Annotated in this window: 13 protein-coding genes; 5 read left to right on the top strand and 8 right to left on the bottom strand. The window is 73.3% G+C overall.

Translation table 11 applies throughout. The annotated features are described in order from the left end of the window. Positions 1-86 precede the first annotated feature (86 nt). On the bottom strand, positions 87-1,046 hold the full coding sequence (locus M6G08_RS04655) for a LysR family transcriptional regulator (protein WP_272585914.1): 960 nt from the start codon (positions 1,044-1,046) through the stop codon (positions 87-89). A 107-nt stretch (positions 1,047-1,153) separates the two neighbouring features. Between M6G08_RS04655 and M6G08_RS04650 the strand changes: the two genes are divergently transcribed. Both M6G08_RS04650 and abc-f read left to right on the top strand, forming a co-directional pair. Beyond that, the gene (locus M6G08_RS04650; RefSeq protein WP_272585913.1) at positions 1,154-2,107 is read left to right on the top strand and encodes an EamA family transporter; all 954 of its coding nucleotides are present in this window, start codon (positions 1,154-1,156) and stop codon (positions 2,105-2,107) included. A gap of 18 nt (positions 2,108-2,125) precedes the next feature. After that, entirely contained in the window at positions 2,126-3,757 is a 1,632-nt protein-coding gene (gene abc-f / locus M6G08_RS04645; protein ID WP_272585912.1) for a ribosomal protection-like ABC-F family protein, read from the top strand. A 12-nt stretch (positions 3,758-3,769) separates the two neighbouring features. Here the strand turns inward: abc-f and M6G08_RS04640 are convergent, their stop codons facing one another. Together M6G08_RS04640 and M6G08_RS04635 are read right to left on the bottom strand one after the other, a co-directional pair. Beyond that, positions 3,770-4,567: a sugar phosphate isomerase/epimerase family protein gene (locus M6G08_RS04640; protein ID WP_272585911.1), complete on the bottom strand. Its 798-nt coding sequence runs from the start codon at positions 4,565-4,567 to the stop codon at positions 3,770-3,772. A 194-nt stretch (positions 4,568-4,761) separates the two neighbouring features. Further along, the gene (locus M6G08_RS04635; RefSeq protein ID WP_272585910.1) at positions 4,762-5,808 is read right to left on the bottom strand and encodes a LacI family DNA-binding transcriptional regulator; all 1,047 of its coding nucleotides are present in this window, start codon (positions 5,806-5,808) and stop codon (positions 4,762-4,764) included. A gap of 223 nt (positions 5,809-6,031) precedes the next feature. Between M6G08_RS04635 and M6G08_RS04630 the strand changes: the two genes are divergently transcribed. From M6G08_RS04630 to M6G08_RS04620, 3 genes are read left to right on the top strand one after another with little or no spacing between them, the layout of a single operon-like run. Next, entirely contained in the window at positions 6,032-7,183 is a 1,152-nt protein-coding gene (locus M6G08_RS04630) for a Gfo/Idh/MocA family protein (protein ID WP_272585909.1), read from the top strand. Then, positions 7,180-8,331 carry a dihydrodipicolinate synthase family protein gene (locus M6G08_RS04625; protein ID WP_272585908.1) on the top strand — a complete coding sequence of 384 codons (1,152 nt, stop codon included), beginning with the start codon at positions 7,180-7,182 and terminating at the stop codon, positions 8,329-8,331. The genes M6G08_RS04630 and M6G08_RS04625 overlap by 4 nt, the downstream gene beginning before the upstream one ends. Next, the gene (locus M6G08_RS04620; protein WP_272585907.1) at positions 8,328-9,176 is read left to right on the top strand and encodes a sugar phosphate isomerase/epimerase family protein; all 849 of its coding nucleotides are present in this window, start codon (positions 8,328-8,330) and stop codon (positions 9,174-9,176) included. Before M6G08_RS04625 ends, M6G08_RS04620 begins: the two co-directional genes overlap by 4 nt. A 206-nt stretch (positions 9,177-9,382) precedes the next feature. Here M6G08_RS04620 and rbsD read toward each other — a convergent pair whose 3' ends face one another. The 5 genes from rbsD to M6G08_RS04595 are packed head-to-tail and all read right to left on the bottom strand — an operon-like array spanning position 9,383 to position 15,263. After that, positions 9,383-9,781, bottom strand: coding sequence for a D-ribose pyranase (gene rbsD, locus M6G08_RS04615; RefSeq protein ID WP_272585906.1), 399 nt, complete (start codon positions 9,779-9,781; stop codon positions 9,383-9,385). Continuing rightward, positions 9,778-10,680, bottom strand: a complete 903-nt coding sequence (locus M6G08_RS04610) for a ribokinase (protein ID WP_272585905.1) — start codon at positions 10,678-10,680, stop codon at positions 9,778-9,780. Before M6G08_RS04610 ends, rbsD begins: the two co-directional genes overlap by 4 nt. 56 nt (positions 10,681-10,736) lie before the next feature. Beyond that, a complete protein-coding gene (locus M6G08_RS04605) occupies positions 10,737-12,695 on the bottom strand; it encodes an ABC transporter permease/substrate-binding protein (RefSeq protein ID WP_272585904.1) in 1,959 nt (652 codons plus the stop codon). Further along, positions 12,685-14,220, bottom strand: a complete 1,536-nt coding sequence (locus tag M6G08_RS04600) for a sugar ABC transporter ATP-binding protein (RefSeq protein WP_272585903.1) — start codon at positions 14,218-14,220, stop codon at positions 12,685-12,687. Before M6G08_RS04600 ends, M6G08_RS04605 begins: the two co-directional genes overlap by 11 nt. Beyond that, positions 14,217-15,263 carry a LacI family DNA-binding transcriptional regulator gene (locus M6G08_RS04595; protein WP_272585902.1) on the bottom strand — a complete coding sequence of 349 codons (1,047 nt, stop codon included), beginning with the start codon at positions 15,261-15,263 and terminating at the stop codon, positions 14,217-14,219. Before M6G08_RS04595 ends, M6G08_RS04600 begins: the two co-directional genes overlap by 4 nt. Positions 15,264-15,671 lie beyond the last annotated feature (408 nt).

Genomic DNA, 15,671 nt, shown 5'->3' with positions numbered 1-15,671 from the left:
TTGGCCGTGTGCCCTGCGGTGCGGGGTCCGCGTGCCGTCCCACCGCCCCGCGCCCCCAGCCTGCCCGTCGCCCCCTCCCGCAGCGGTCAGCCGGTCCGGGGCGGCGTGGCGGCGGCGGGGGACGGTGCGGCCGGTCCGGGGCGGGCGGCGACGTTCGGCCAGTGGGACTTCAGGGTGCGCACCGTCTCCGCGATCGCCGGACGGCGGGCCGCGCCCGTGCGCCACAACGCGTACAGGCGCCGTACCGGCATCGGGTCCAGCGCCACCTCCACCACCCCGGCGGGCAGCGGCCCGCGCCCCAGCCGGGGGATCAGGGCGACGCCCAGCCCGGCCGCGACCAGCGCGACGAGCGTCGGGTTCTCGTCGGCCTGGTGGACGACGTCCGGCTCGTGCCCGGCACCCCGCAGGGTCCGCAGCAGCCAGTCGTGGCACACCCGCCCCGGCGGCTGGCAGATCCACCGCTCCCCGCCCAGCTCCTCCCGCCGCACGGTGTCCCGCCCCGCGAAACGGTGCCCCTCGGGCACGAGCAGATCGCACAGGTCGTCCCCGATCACCGCCTGCTCCACCCCGGCCGGCGCGGGCAGCGGGGCGATGTCCCAGTCGTGCGCCACCACCAGGTCGACGGCGCCCTTCGCCACCAGGTCCACCGACAGATGCGGGTCGACCTCGGTCAGCCGCGTGTCGAGCGCCGGATGCCGCGCCGCGAGGTCGGCCAGCACGTACGGCAGCAGACCGCGCGCCGCGGACGCGAACGCCGCCACGGTCAGCCGCCCCGCCGGCACCCCGCGCCGCTCCTCCAGCCGCGTCTCGGTCCGCTCCACGATGGCCAGCAGCTCACGCGCGGCCGAGGCCAGTTGCCACGCCTCGTCGGTGAGCCGTACCCCGCGCCCCTCCCGCTCCAGCAGCACGGTCCTGGTCTCCCGCTCCAGCTTGGCGATCTGCTGGGACACCGCGGACGGCGTGAAGCCCAGCGCGGCGGCGGCCGCGCCGACGGTGCCGTGCACGGAGACGGCGTGCAGGGCACGCAGCCGCTGAAGGTCGAGCATGACGACTCCCGGAACACCCGATGGATGGAAGTGATTAGGAACACTACATCCAACCGTGCAGCAATCATCGCTGGTGCTACACGGTCACGGAAGGCGATCCTCGACGCATGCGACCTTCCCACCTCTTCCTGGGCGTGCTCGTCGCCGCCGTCTGGGGCGTGAACTTCACCGTCATCGAGATCGGTCTCGACCACTTCCCGCCCCTGCTCTTCTCCGCCCTGCGCTTCCTGGCGGCGGCACTCCCCGCCGTCTTCCTCGTGGGCCGCCCCAAGGTGGCCTGGAAGTGGATCGTGGCGGTGGGCCTGGTGCTGGGAGTCGCCAAGTTCGGCCTCGTCTTCGTCGGCATGGACGCGGGCATGCCGGCCGGCCTGTCGTCCCTCGTCCTCCAGATCCAGGCGGTGTTCACGGCGGTGATCGCGGCGGCGGTGCTCGGTGAACGCCCGTCCCGCGTCGGCGTGCTGGGCATGCTGGTGGCGCTGGCCGGTATCGGCGTCGCCGCGGTCGACGAGGGCGCCTCCGGTCCGCTGGGCGCTTTCGCGACGGTGGTGGGGGCCGCGGCCGCCTGGGGCCTGTCCAACGTCCTGACCCGGAAGGCGTCCCCGCCCGACGCCCTGAACTTCATGGTGTGGGTGTCCACCGTCCCCGTGCTCCCGCTCCTCGGCCTCTCCCTCCTTACGGAGGGTGCTTCCCGGGACCTCGCGGCGCTGCGCGGCCTGGACTGGCAGGGGACGGGCGCGCTGCTCTTCGTGGCCTGGGTCTCGACCGTGTTCGGCTTCGGCGCCTGGGGATGGCTGCTGCGCCGCCATCCCGCGTCCACGGTGGCGCCGTTCTCCCTGCTGGTCCCCGTCTTCGGCATGACGTCGGCGTCCCTCTTCCTCGGTGAGCCGGTGACCGCACTGCGGTGGTGCGCCGCGGTGCTGCTGGTGGGCGGGGTGGCGCTGGCCTCCCTCTCGCCCCGGCGGCGGAGAACGCGGCGAGACGCAGCGTCTTGCGTTCCGGCCGGGTCCGGCGTAGAGTCACCGACAAGACGAGACGGTACGTCTCGTCTAATGCCTCAGTAGTCCACCGAAGGGCCTCACTTGTTCCCAAGCGCCGCAGTACCCGCCGCCCGCCCCGCCGTCTCCCAGCTGACCGTCACCGACGTCACCAAGCGCTACACCCACCACGTGGTCCTGGACCGGGTGTCGTTCACCGTCCGGCCCGGCGAGAAGGCCGCCGTCGTCGGGGACAACGGCTCAGGCAAGTCCACCCTGCTCCGCCTCCTGGCCGGCGCCGAGCGCCCCGACAACGGCGAGGTCACCGTCGTCGCCCCGGGCGGCGTCGGACACCTGGCGCAGACCCTGGACCTGCCCGGCTCGGCCACCGTCGGCGACGCCGTCGACCTCGCCCTGAGCGACCTGCGCCTCCTCGAACGCCGCATCCGCGAGGCGGCCGCCGCCCTGGACGGCGACGATCCGGCCGCCTGTGACCGGTACGCCGCACTCGTCGCGGAGTTCGAGGCACGGGGCGGATACGACGCCGACCGCCGAGTCGACGTGGCCCTGCGCCACCTCGGCGAGCCGGCCGGCCTGGACCGCGCCCGGCGGCTCGGCACCCTCTCCGGCGGCCGGCGCTCCCGGCTCGCCCTGGCCGCCACCCTCGCCTCGGCACCCGAGCTCCTGCTGCTCGACGAACCCACCAACGACCTGGACGACGAGGCCGTGGCCTGGCTCGAGGGACGCCTGCGCGCACACCGGGGCACCGTCGTCGCCGTCACCCACGACCGCGCCTTCCTCGACCGGGTCACCGACGTGGTCCTGGAGGTCGACGACCACACCCGCTCGGTACGCCGCTACGGCGACGGCTACGAGGGCTACCTCACGGCGAAGGCCGCCGAACGCGCCCGCACGGCACGGGAGTACGAGGAGTGGCGGGCCGAGGTGACCCGGCAGTCCCGTCTCGCCGACTCCCACATCGGACGCCTCGACGCGATCCCGCGCAAGGGCCCCTGGGCGTTCAGCGGCGCGGGTGCCTTCCGGGCCCGCTCCCGGGCGCACGGCGCGATGGGCCGCATCCGCAACGCCCGCGAGCGCCTGCACCGCCTCACCGAGAGCCCGGCCCCCGCCCCGCCCGAGCCCCTGCGGTTCACCGCCGCACCGAGGGGCACGGCGGACGACGGCGGCGTGGAACTGGCCGACGTGCGCGTGCCCGGCCGTCTGGCCCTGGACGCCCTGCGCGTCCCGGCAGGCGGACGACTGCTGGTCACCGGCCCCAACGGCGCGGGCAAGACCACCCTGCTGCGCGTCCTCGCCGGCGAACTGACCCCCGAGCCGGGCGCGACGGTTCGGCGTCCCGCGCGGGCCGGATTCCTGCGCCAGGTGGCCGCGCCCATGACCGCCGAGGAGGCGCGTCGGCCGGTGCGGGCGGCCTTCGGAGAGGACCGCGCCGATACGCTGCTCGCCCTCGGTCTGTTCCGCGCGGCGGACCTGGACCGGCCCGTCGGCGACCTCTCCACCGGGCAGCGACGCCGCCTGGAACTGGCCCGGGTGGTCGCCGAACCGCACGGCCTGCTGCTGCTCGACGAGCCGACGAACCACCTCTCGCCCGCCCTGATGGAAGACCTCCAGGCCGCCCTGGCCTCCTACGGGGGAACCCTCGTCGTCGTCTCCCACGACCGGCGGCTGCGCGCGTCCTTCGACGGGCCCGTCACCGAACTGGCGCCCGCCGGGTGACTCCGGCCCCCGTCAGGCCGACTCGCTGAGCAGCCGCACCAGGTGCTCACGCCCCGCGTCCAGCAGTCCGGGCAGCGGTGCGGCCGCCTCGTACCACCGCTTCTCGTACTCCCAGCACAGCCAGCCGTCCCAGCCCTCACGGGAGAGCACCTCCACGCACTCGCCCAGCGGCAGCACACCGGCGCCGAGCGGCAGCGGGGTGGTGTCCTCGGCGGAGGCGATGTCCTTGACCTGGACGTACCCGAGGTGCGGGGCGAGGGCCAGGTAGCTCTCGGGCGGTTCCTCGCCGCCCAGCCAGGTGTGCATCACGTCCCACAGCGCACCCACCTGCCGGTGCCCGACCAGACCGAGGACGCGCATCGCGTCGGCGCCCGTGCGGTGCGAGTCGTGGGTCTCCAGGAGGAGGCGCACGCCGAGGTCGGCGGCGTACTCGGCGGCCGTACCCAGCCGCCGGGCGGCCGTCGCGTCCGCCTCCTCGGGGCTCTGCTCACCGCCGCCGGGGAAGACCCGGACGTACGGGGCGCCGAGATCGCGGGCCAGTTCCAGCAGGCCGCGCACCTCGGCGAGTACGGCGGCGTCGTCGCCCGGCGCCGCGACCCGCGCGTACCCCGCCACGCCCAGCGGCTCGACGCCCGACGCCTCGAACTGGGCCACGACCGCGGCCCGCTCGTCGGGCGTCAGGCCCGGGTGCACCGGTTCCTCCGGGTGGGCACGCAGTTCGACACCGTGGTAGCCGTGCGCGGTCGCGAGCTCCAGCACGTCGCGCAGGGGCAGGCCGGGGACACCGAGGGTGGAGAACGCCAGCTTCATGGTGACGGAGCGTACCCTCGCGATCGAACGGCACTCCTCCTCATGGGCAAGGTGTCGCCGACCTCCGTTCATCCAGCCCGTCCGGCACTTGAGGACGAGGCCGTCCAGGCCGAAGCGGGGGCCTGGGGGCGGCAGCCCCGCAGCCCCCAGCGACGCCCACACCCACGCGGGTCACCGCGAACCAACCGCGCGTCTCAACCCCGAGGCCCCCCGGAGGACCCCCGCACCATCAACTCCCCCCGCACCGTGGCGATCCCCCCGATCGGCGCCTCCTCCCGCCCCATCGCGATCCGCCCCGCCCGCGCCCCCGCCTCCGGGAGCGGCAGCCGGACCGTCGTCAGCGCGGGCACCGCGTCGATGCTGAACGGCAGGTCGTCGAAGCCGGCCACCGACACGTCCTGCGGAATCCGCAGCCCCGAGTCCCGCAGCGCCGCGCACGCGCCCAGCGCGACGGTGTCGTTCGCGGCGACGACGGCGGTCAGCGACCGGTCCCGGCGCAGCAGCTCCAGCGTCGCCTCGTAGCCGGACTGCCGGTCGTAACGGCCGTGGACCGTCCAGCGGGGGTCCTCCTCGACGCCGTGCGCCGCGAGCGCCGCGCGGTGGCCCTCCAGCCGGTGCCGGGTGGTCGTCCGTTCCTCCGGGCCCGCGATGTAGCCGAGCCGCCGGTGGCCGAGGCCGATGAGGTGCTCGGTCAGTTCCCGGCCGCCCCCGCGGTTGTCGAAGGTCAGCGCGATCGCCCCGGTCTGCGGCGCCGGCGGCCGCCCGCACAGCACCACCCGCGTACCGGCCTCCGTCAGCTTGCGCAGCTTCGCCGCCACGGCCGCCTGGTGCGCCGCGTCCTCCATGGCGCCGCCGGTCAGCACGACGGCCGCCGCGCGCTGGCGCTGGAGCAGGGTGAGGTAGGTCAGCTCGCGTTCCGGGGTGCCGCCGGTGTTGCAGACCACGGCGAGTCTCTCGCCGCCCGCTCTGCCGCCCGGCCCGCCGATCTCGGACTGGATCGCGCCGGCCATGATGCCGAAGAAGGGGTCGGCGATGTCGTTGACGAGGATGCCGACCAGGTCGGAGGTGGCCGCCGCCAGCGCGCTCGCGGGGCCGTTGAGGACGTAGTCCAGTTCGTCGACCGCCTTGAGCACCCGCTCGCGCGTGGAGGCGGCGACGGGATAGTTCCCGTTCAGCACGCGCGACACCGTCGCGGGGGAGACCTGGGCGCGGGCCGCCACGTCCGCCAGGGTCACCGTCATGTCCTAGTCCTCCGCCTCGCGCCTGTGCCGTACACCGCCCGTGCACCGCCGTCCCGTCCCGGGTGACCTTACGGCCACGGCCCGCCGTTGTTCGTCCCCTCGAACAACTCGCCAGGGCCCCGGTCTTGTCCAGACCACCGTCCACAGGCTAGCTTCGTCAGGCATAGAAAGCGCTTGCTGTACCGCACTACCTCCACCTCACCGCCCGTACGAAGGGAACGACGTGACACGCAAGACGGTGCGAATCGCCATGAACGGTGTGACCGGGCGCATGGGCTACCGCCAGCACCTCGTCCGCTCCATCCTGGCCCTCCGCGAACAGGGCGGCCTCGACCTCGGCGACGGCACCGTGCTGTGGCCGGAACCGGTCCTGGTCGGCCGCCGCGAGCACGCCCTGAAGGCGCTCGCCGAACGGCACGGCCTGGAGCACATCTCGACGGACGTGGACGCGGTCCTCGCCGACCCGTCCGTGGACGTCTACTTCGACGCCCAGGTCACCTCGGCCCGCGAGGAGGCGATCAAGAAGGCGATCGCCGCGGGCAAGCACGTCTACACCGAGAAGCCCACCGCCACCGGCCTCGACGGCGCCCTGGAGCTGGCCCGCCTGGCGAACGCCGCCGGCATCAAGCACGGCGTCGTGCAGGACAAGCTCTTCCTCCCCGGCCTGCTCAAGCTCAAGCGCCTCGTCGACGGCGGCTTCTTCGGCCGCATCCTGTCCGTGCGCGGCGAGTTCGGCTACTGGGTCTTCGAGGGCGACTGGCAGGACGCCCAGCGCCCCTCCTGGAACTACCGCGCCGAGGACGGCGGCGGCATCGTCGTCGACATGTTCCCGCACTGGGAGTACGTCCTGCACGAGCTGTTCGGCCGGGTGAGGTCCGTCCACGCCCTGGCCACCACCCACATCCCGCAGCGCTGGGACGAGAACGGCAAGCCCTACGACGCCACCGCCGACGACGCCGCCTACGGCGTCTTCGAACTCGACGGCGGCACGATCGCCCAGATCAACTCCTCCTGGGCGGTCCGTGTCAACCGCGACGAACTGGTCGAGTTCCAGGTCGACGGCACCGAGGGCTCCGCGGTGGCAGGCCTGCGCACCTGCCGCGTACAGCACCGCTCCGCCACCCCGAAGCCGGTCTGGAACCCGGACATCCCCGCCACCGAGGCCTTCCGCGACCAGTGGCAGGAGGTCCCCGACAACCAGGACTTCGACAACGGCTTCAAGGCCCAGTGGGAGCTGTTCCTCAAGCACGTCTACGCCGACGCCCCCTACCACTGGGACCTGCTGGCCGGAGCCCGCGGCGTGCAGCTCGCCGAACTGGGCCTGAGGTCCTCGGCCGAGGGCCGCCGCCTCGACGTGCCGGAGGTCGCGCTGTGACCCTCCTCCTGCCGAACGCCGACGGCACCGTACGCACCCACGAGCCCCGCACCGACCCCCTGGCGCTCTCCGGAGGAAGCGCTTTCACCTCCCGTACGGTCTTCTCGGCGGCGCACGTCGTCGCCGACCCGTACGCCGACACCACACCCGACTCGCCGGCCGCCGTCGACTGGGACGCCACCCTCGCCTTCCGCCGCCACCTGTGGTCCCACGGTCTCGGCGTCGCCGAGGCGATGGACACCGCCCAGCGCGGCATGGGCCTGGACTGGGCCGGCGCCGCCGAACTCATCCGCCGCTCCGCCGCCGAGGCGAAGGCGTGCGGCGGCCGCGTCGCCTGCGGCGTGGGCACCGACCAGCTGACCGCCGGCACCCTCGCCGAGGTCCGGGCCGCCTACGAGGAACAGCTCGCCGTCGTCGAGGAGTCCGGCGCCCAGGCCATCCTGATGGCCTCCCGCGCCCTCGCCGCCACCGCACAGGGTCCGGACGACTACCTGGAGGTCTACGGCCACCTCCTGCGCCAGGCCGCCGAGCCGGTGATCCTGCACTGGCTGGGTCCGATGTTCGACCCGGCCCTGGAGGGCTACTGGGGCTCGTCCGACCTCGACACGGCGACCGGCACCTTCCTGGAGGTGATCGCCGCCCACCCCGACAAGGTCGACGGCATCAAGGTCTCCCTCCTCGATGCCCGGCGCGAGGTCGACCTGCGCCGCCGCCTCCCGCAGGGCGTGCGCTGCTACACCGGCGACGACTTCCACTACCCCGAACTGATCGCCGGCGACGACCAGGGCTTCAGCCACGCCCTGCTCGGCATCTTCGACCCGCTGGGCCCGCTGGCGGCGGAGGCGGTCCGCGTCCTCGACACGGGGAACACGGAGGGCTTCCGCGCCCTCCTCGACCCCACCGTCGAACTCTCCCGCCACCTCTTCCAGGCCCCCACCCGCTACTACAAGACGGGCGTGGTGTTCCTGGTCTGGCTCGCGGGCCACCAGAGCCACTTCACGATGGTCGGCGGCCTCCAGTCGGCCCGCTCCCTGCCCCACCTCGCCCGCGCCTACGAACTCGCCGACGGCCTCGGCCTGTTCCCGGACCCGAAGCGGGCCGAGGAGCGGATGCGGACCCTGCTGTCGCTGTACGGAGTGGACCAGTGAGCGATCTCGCGCGTTTCAGCATCAACCAGATGACGGTCAAGCAGCTCTCCCTGCCCGAACTGACCGCCGCCTGCCGCGAACTGGGCGTCGGCAACGTCGGCCTGTGGCGCGAACCCGTCCAGGCGTACGGCGTCGAGGCCGCGGCCAAGCTGATCCGCGACGCGGGCCTGACCGTCACCACCCTGTGCCGCGGCGGCTTCCTCACGGCGACCGACGCGGACGAGCGGGCCCGGGCCCTGGCGGACAACCGCCGCGCGGTCGACGAGGCCGCCGCCCTGGGCACCGACACCCTGGTCCTGGTCTCGGGCGGTCTCCCGGCCCAAGACAAGGACCTGCGGGCCGCCCGGGAGCGCATCGCGGACGCGCTGGCCGAGCTGGGCCCGTACGCCGAGCGGCACGGCGTACGCCTCGCCATCGAACCGCTCCACCCCATGTACGCCTCCGACCGCTGCGTGGTCTCCACCCTCACCCAGGCCCTGGACCTCGCCGAACGCTTCCCGGCCCACCAGGTCGGCGTCACCGTCGACACGTACCACGTCTGGTGGGACGACCGGGCGCCCGAGCAGATCGCCCGGGCCGGCGCGGGCGGCCGCATCCACACCTTCCAGCTCGCCGACTGGACCACCCCGCTGCCCGAGGGCGTCCTCAACGGCCGCGGCCAGATCGGTGACGGCGCGATCGACATGCGGGAGTGGAAGGGGTACGTGGAGGCGGCCGGCTACACCGGCGCCATCGAGGTCGAGCTGTTCAACGAGGGGCTGTGGGCCCGGGACGGGCGGGAGGTGCTGGCCGAGACGGCACAACGGTTCGCCGCGCACGTGGAGCTCGCGGACACCGGAAAATAAGTCCCGCGGTCCGTGCAACCGTTGCGCGGGTCCGCGGGTCGTACATGGCATCAGAACCCCGAAGGGGGGACCCGGGGGGCCGAGGGGTTCTGCAGGGGAGGGAAAAGGGGAGGGAAACCCGAGGGGGCCCGGTCGCCGACCGGACCCCCTCGTAGTTTTCGGGGCCTTCCCGTTCTCGTCAAAAGCTCTCCGTCAGAAGCCCGCCGTCAGAAGAACACCCCGCACCGCAGCAGCACGTTCGCGTACGGCCGGGCCTCCCCGGTCCGCACCACCAGCCGCGCCCCCGCCGACAGCTCCTTCAGCCGCTCGTGCGGGACGAGTTCGAGGCCGGGGAAGCGCCCGTCGAGCAGCGCCGCGGCCTCCGCGTTGGCGCCACGGACCTCCTCCGCCGCCGTCGCTCCCTCGACCACCAGCTCATCGAGCAACCCGCCCAGCACCTCCGCGAAGGACGGCACCCCGGCCCGGAAGGCGAGGTCCACGACGCGGGGACCGTGCGGTCCGCCCGGTATCGGCATGCCGGCGTCGCACACCAGCACGCCGTCGCCGTGACCGAGTTCGGCGAGGGCGCCCGCGAGATGCCGGTTGAGTATCCCCGCCCTCTTCACAGCGCCTCGACCTCCGCCGCCGTCGGGTACGACGCCTGCGCGCCCGCCCGGGTCACCGCCGCCGCGCCCACCCGGGCCGCGTACGCCGCCGCCTCCGCGAGCGACGCGCCGGTGCCGAGCCGCCAGGCCAGCGCCGCGGTGAACGCGTCACCGGCGCCGGTCGTGTCCACGGCCTCCACCTTCACGGACGGCACCCGGGACACCTCGGACCCCGAAGCCACCAGCGCGCCCTCCGCGCCCAGGGTGACGACCACCGAACGCGGCCCCTTGGCCAGCAGGATGCGGGCCCAGTCCTCGGGGCGGTCGCTCACGCGGGCGTCGCCGAGGATGACCTTCGCCTCGTGCTCGTTGACGATCAGCGGGTCGCAGGCGTCCAGCACCTCCCGCGGCAGCGGCAGTGGCGGCGACGGGTTCAGCACGAACCGGCTGCCCGGTGCCAGGCTCCGCACCACCTCCACCACCGTCTCCAGCGGCACCTCCAGTTGCGTGGAGACCACGCGGGAGGCGTGGAAGAGGCTCGCGGCGGCGCGGACGTCGCCCGGTGCCAGCCGGCCGTTGGCGCCCGGCGAGACCACGATGCTGTTGTCCCCGGACGGGTCCACGGTGATCAGCGCGACGCCGGTCGGGGCACCGCCGACCAGGACGCCCACCGTGTCGACGCCGGCCGCCCGCTGCGAGTCCAGCAGCAGCCGGCCGTAGCCGTCGTCGCCGACCCGGGCCAGCAGCGCCGTACGGGCGCCGAGCCGGGCGGCGGCCACCGCCTGGTTGGCCCCCTTGCCGCCCGGGTGGACGGCCAGGTCGGTGCCGAGCACCGTCTCGCCGGCCCCCGGCCGCCGCTCGACGCCGATCACGAGGTCGGCGTTGGCCGATCCCACGACCAGGAGGTCGTAGTCGTACATGAGTCGCTCTCCGATCCCGATGAACCCGAGTGAAGCCCGCGTGCCGTCCGCCCGTGTCAGCCCTCGAAGCCGGCCACGTTCTCCTTGGTGACCACCTTCACCGGCACCTTCACCATCTTCTCCGTCTTCTCGCCTTCGGCGGCGCGCAACGCGTTCTCCACGGCGATCCTGCCCAGTTCCCTGGGCTGCTGCGCCACGGAGGCGTACAGCGTGCCCTCCTGGACCGCCTTCAGCCCGTCCGGCGTGCCGTCGAAGCCGACGACCTGCACGGACTTCCCGGCCTTGGAGCCCAGCGCCTTGATCGCGCCGAGTGCCATCTCGTCGTTCTCCGCGAAGACGCCGTCGATGTCGGGGTGCGCCTGGAGCAGGTTCGTCATCACGTCCAGGCCCTTGGTGCGGTCGAAGTCCGCGGGCTGCTTGGCGACGACCTCGATGCCCGGGTACTCCTTGAGCCCCGCCGCGAAGCCCGCCCCGCGCTCCCGGCTGGCGGAGGTGCCGGCCTGGCCCTGGAGGATGACGATGGTGCCCTCGCCGCCGAGCTTCTCGGCGAGCGCCTTGGCGCCCAGCTCACCGCCCTCGACGTTGTCGGAGGCGACCAGCGCGGCCGTCTCCGCCTCGTTGACGCCGCGGTCCACGGCGACGACGGGGATGTCGTCCTTGTTCGCCGAACGCACCGAGGGACCGGCCGCGTCGGAGTCCACCGGGTTGACGATGATCGAGGACAGGCTTCCGCTGACGAAGTTCTGCAGCTGGTTGGCCTGCTGGGAGGCGTCGTTCTGGGCGTCCGTGACCGTCAGGTCCACGCCCAGCTTCTTCGCCTGCTCCTCGGCACCGGCGCGGATCTGCACGAAGAACGGGTTGTTGAGCGTGGACAGCGACAGCCCGATCCGCTGCGTCTTCCCGGCCGAGGACCCGTTGTGCAGCAGCGAGGTCGCGCCGACCACGGCGATCGCGACGACGGCCGCGATGACGTACGTCAGCGCCTGCTTGCCCCGGCTCCCGCCGCCGGACGCCCCGGCCGCCGGAGTGGTCGCGCCCGCCTTGCGCCGCAGCGTGTCGAAGAGGACGGCCAGCGCGATGACGACACCGATGACGACCTGCTGCCAGAACGCGGAGACGGACAGCAGGTTGAGGCCGTTGCGCAGCACCGCGAGGATCAGCGCACCGATGAGGGTGCCCGACGCCTTGCCGGTGCCGCCCGCGAGCGAGGCGCCGCCGATGACGACGGCGGCGATGGCGTCGAGTTCGTAACCCTGCGCGGCCTGCGGCTGCGCGGAGGAGAGCCGGGAGGCGAGCACGATGCCCGCGGCGGCGGCGAACAGGCCGGAGAAGGCGTAGATGGCGAGCTTCTGCCGCTTCACGCGCAGCCCGGACAGCCGGGCGGCCTCCTCGTTGCCGCCGATGGCGTACATGGAGCGCCCGATGTAGGTCCGCCCGAGGACGAACGCGGTGATCAGCCCCATGACGACCATCACCAGCACCGGCACGGGCAGCCACCCGCCGAGCGTGTCGCCGAGGTGGGAGACCGACTCGGGGAAGGCGATCGGCGAGCCCTGCGAGATGACCAGCGACAGACCGCGCCCCACCGACAGCATGGCGAGCGTCGCGATGAACGGCGGCAGCTTCCCGTACGAGATGAGGAAACCGTTCACCAGGCCGCAGGCGATGCCCGTCGCGACGGACAGCAGCACCGCGAGGGCGACCGGCATCCCGGCCTCGGTGGCGCTCCACGCCAGCACGGTGGCCGACAGCGCGGCGACCGAGCCGACCGACAGGTCGATGCCGGCCGAGACGATGACGAAGGTGACGCCGAAGGCGAGGATCGCGGTGACGGCAGCCTGGACGCCGACGTTCAGCAGGTTGTCGGCGGTCAGGAAGTCCCCGGACAGCGCCGACATGGCGATGACGAGGACGATGAGCGCCGTCAGGGCGCCGTTGTCGAGCAGCAGGCGGCGCAGGCCGCCCGTGGCGCCGCCCTGCGCGCCCGGCTTGCTCTTGAGCGTGTCAGTGGCCACGGGAGGCCTCCGTTCCGGTTCCGTTGGTGTGGGGGGTGCTGACGGCGAGTGCCATGACGGCGTCCTGGGTGGCCCGCTCGGCGGGGAGTTCACCGGCGACCCGGCCCTGGGCCATGACGACGACCCGGTCGCTCATGCCGAGCACCTCCGGCAGGTCGCTGGAGATCATGAGCACGGCCGCACCGGCCGCCGTCAGCTCGTTGATCAGCTGGTAGATCTCGACCTTGGCGCCGACGTCGATGCCGCGCGTCGGCTCGTCGAGGATGAGCACCTTGGTGTTCGCCAGCAGCCACTTGCCGATGACGACCTTCTGCTGGTTGCCGCCGGACAGGGTGCGCACGTGCTGCCCGAGCCCGGCCATCCGCACGCCGAGCTGCCCGGCGACCCGCTCGGCCGCCGCGTACTGCCCCTTGAGGTCGACGAGCCCCGCGCGGGCGGACGACTTCAGCGTCACCAGCCCGAGGTTCTCCGCGACGGAGGAGTCGAGCACGAGCCCCTGCCCCTTGCGGTCCTCGGGCACCAGCCCGATCCCGGCGGCCATGGCGGCGTTGACGTCGTGCCGCCGCAGCGGCGCGCCCGCCACGTGCACGCTGCCGGAGTCGTAGGGGTCGGCGCCGAACACGGCCCGCACCACCTCGGTCCGCCCGGCCCCGACGAGCCCGGCGATGCCGACGACCTCACCGGCCCGCACCTCGAACCCGACGTCGTGGAAGACCCCGTCCCGCGTCAGCCCCTCCACCTTGAGCAAGGCCTCACCGGCGTCGGCGCGTTCACGCGGGTACTGCTGCTCGATCGACCGCCCGACCATCAGCCGTACCAGCTCGTCCTCGGGGGTGGAGGCGGGCACCTGCCCGACGCTCCTGCCGTCCCGGATGACGGTGACCCGGTCGCCGAGGGCGGCGATCTCCTCCAGGTGATGGGTGATGAAGACGATCCCGACGCCGTCCTCGCGCAGCCGCCGCACGATCGCGAACAGCTTGTCGACCTCCTCGGAGGTGAGCACGGCGGTCGGCTCGTCCATGATGAGCACGCGCGCGTCCAGGCTGAGCGCCTTGGCGATCTCGACCATCTGGAGCCGCGCGATACCGAGTTCGCGCACCCGCGCGCGCGGGGACACCTTGACCCCCACCCGCTCCAGCAGCACCTCCGCGTCCGCGTCCATCTTCCTCCGGTCGATCATCCCGAACCGGCGGGGCTGGCGCCCCAGGAAGATGTTCTCGGCGACCGTCAGGTCGGGAACGAGGTTGAACTCCTGGTAGATGGTGGCGATCCCGAGCCGCTCGGAGTCCTGCGCACCGTGGATGCGCACCTCCTCGCCGCCGGCCAGGATCCGCCCGGCGTCGGGCGTGTAGGCGCCGGAGAGCATCTTGATGAGGGTGCTCTTGCCCGCGCCGTTCTCACCGAGCAGCACGTGCACCTCGCCCCGGCGCAGGTCGAAGTCGACGCTGTCGAGCGCGACCACGCCGGGGAAGGTCTTGCGGATGCCCTCGATGCGCAGCAACTCGTCCGGACTGCGGCTGCTCACGGCGTACTCCTTCGTACGGGGGAGGGGGACGGGGGTTGTTCGGACGCCGAGGGGGACTCACCGCACGAGCGGCGCACGACGAGCCGCGCCGGCAGGGTGACGGACTCGCCGGTCCGCCCCTCGATCCGGTCGACGAGCGCGCGCACGGCGGCCCGGCCGAGGTCGCCCGTGGGCTGGGCGATCGCGGTGACCGGCGGGTCGGTGTGCACGAACCAGCGGATGTCGTCGAACGCGGCGAGCGCGATGTCCTCGGGGACACGCAGACCGCGCGCGCGTACGGCGTCCAGCGCGCCGAGCGCCATCAGGTTGTCGGCGGCGAAGACGGCGTCGGGCGGCTCGGGCAGGTCGAGGAAGCCCTCGGTGACCCGGCGCCCGCTTGCCGCCTGGAAGTCGCCCTGGCCGGTGTACGCGTCCGGGAGGGGAAGCCCGTACGCGGCGAGCGCCTCGCGGAAGGCGTCGACGCGCTCGCGTCCGGTGGTGGTGGCGGCGGGCCCGGCGATGATCGCGAGCCGCCGGTGCCCGAGCCCGTGCAGGTGGGCGACGAGGTCGCGCACCGCGCCCCGCCCGTCCGACCGGACGACGGGCACGTCCACGCCGGGAATCCACCGGTCGACGAACACCATCGGCGTCCCGGCCCGCGCGGCGTCCAGCATGCGCGGGGAGCCGCCGTCGGTGGGGGAGACGAGGAGCCCGTCGATACGGCGGTCCAGCAACGTCGTCACGTGGTGGTCCTGGAGATCGGGCCGCTCGTCGGCGTTGCCGATGATCACGCTGTAGCCGAGCGCGCGGGCCTCTTCCTCGACGGACCGGGCCAGTTCGGTGAAGTACGGGTTCATGACGTCGCTGATGACCAGACCGAGGGTGCGGGTCTGATCGGTGCGCAGCGACCGGGCGACGGCGTTCGGGCGGTAGCCCAGCGTCTCGACGGCGGCCAGCACGCGGGTGCGGGCGCCGGGGCTGACGGACGGGTGGCCGTTGAGGACGCGCGAGACCGTCGCGACGGACACGCCCGCCTCGACGGCGACGTCCTTGATGCTCGCCATCGCCGTTTCCACCTCCTCGTGGAATCGATTACACGGGGATTGGAAACGATTACACGAAGGATGGCAAGAGGGTGAGAGGTACCCGAGACTCAATCGTGACTCGGCGTGGTGGAGGCGTATGCCGCGTATGTCCTCGGAGCCGCCTGCTGGTTCGGTGGCCGTGGGGCCGCCCGCTTCTTGGTCAGTGTCGTGTTTCCGCGAGCCGAGTAAAGGGCGCTCCCTGCGGTCGCGTCGGCTGCGCCGATGACCCTTCGGGCCACCCTTGACTCGGCTCGCTCCAGCACGGGTGAGAAGCGTGCGGGCGGCCGGAGGGGAACGGGTGGCCCGGGTGCGTCGGTCCCTTCCGCCGGCTGCGTACGCGTCCGGCGTGCGGGGCGCGTCAGCGTCTCGCCGGCACGTCGCCTCGGC

This window comes from Streptomyces sp. M92, from assembly GCF_028473745.1.
In the GTDB taxonomy this organism is placed as follows: Bacteria; Actinomycetota; Actinomycetes; order Streptomycetales; family Streptomycetaceae; genus Streptomyces.
Note: the sequence above shows the minus strand (reverse complement) of the source record. Positions and strands in the feature narration are given on the sequence as shown.

Coding starts and splice junctions, on each gene's coding strand:
- M6G08_RS04655 (WP_272585914.1), bottom strand. CDS start 1,046: ATGCTCGACCTTCAGCGGCTGCGTGCCCTGCACGCCGTCTCCGTGCAC.
- M6G08_RS04650 (WP_272585913.1), top strand. CDS start 1,154: ATGCGACCTTCCCACCTCTTCCTGGGCGTGCTCGTCGCCGCCGTCTGG.
- M6G08_RS04640 (WP_272585911.1), bottom strand. CDS start 4,567: ATGAAGCTGGCGTTCTCCACCCTCGGTGTCCCCGGCCTGCCCCTGCGC.
- M6G08_RS04635 (WP_272585910.1), bottom strand. CDS start 5,808: ATGACGGTGACCCTGGCGGACGTGGCGGCCCGCGCCCAGGTCTCCCCC.
- M6G08_RS04610 (WP_272585905.1), bottom strand. CDS start 10,680: ATGTACGACTACGACCTCCTGGTCGTGGGATCGGCCAACGCCGACCTC.
- M6G08_RS04595 (WP_272585902.1), bottom strand. CDS start 15,263: ATGGCGAGCATCAAGGACGTCGCCGTCGAGGCGGGCGTGTCCGTCGCG.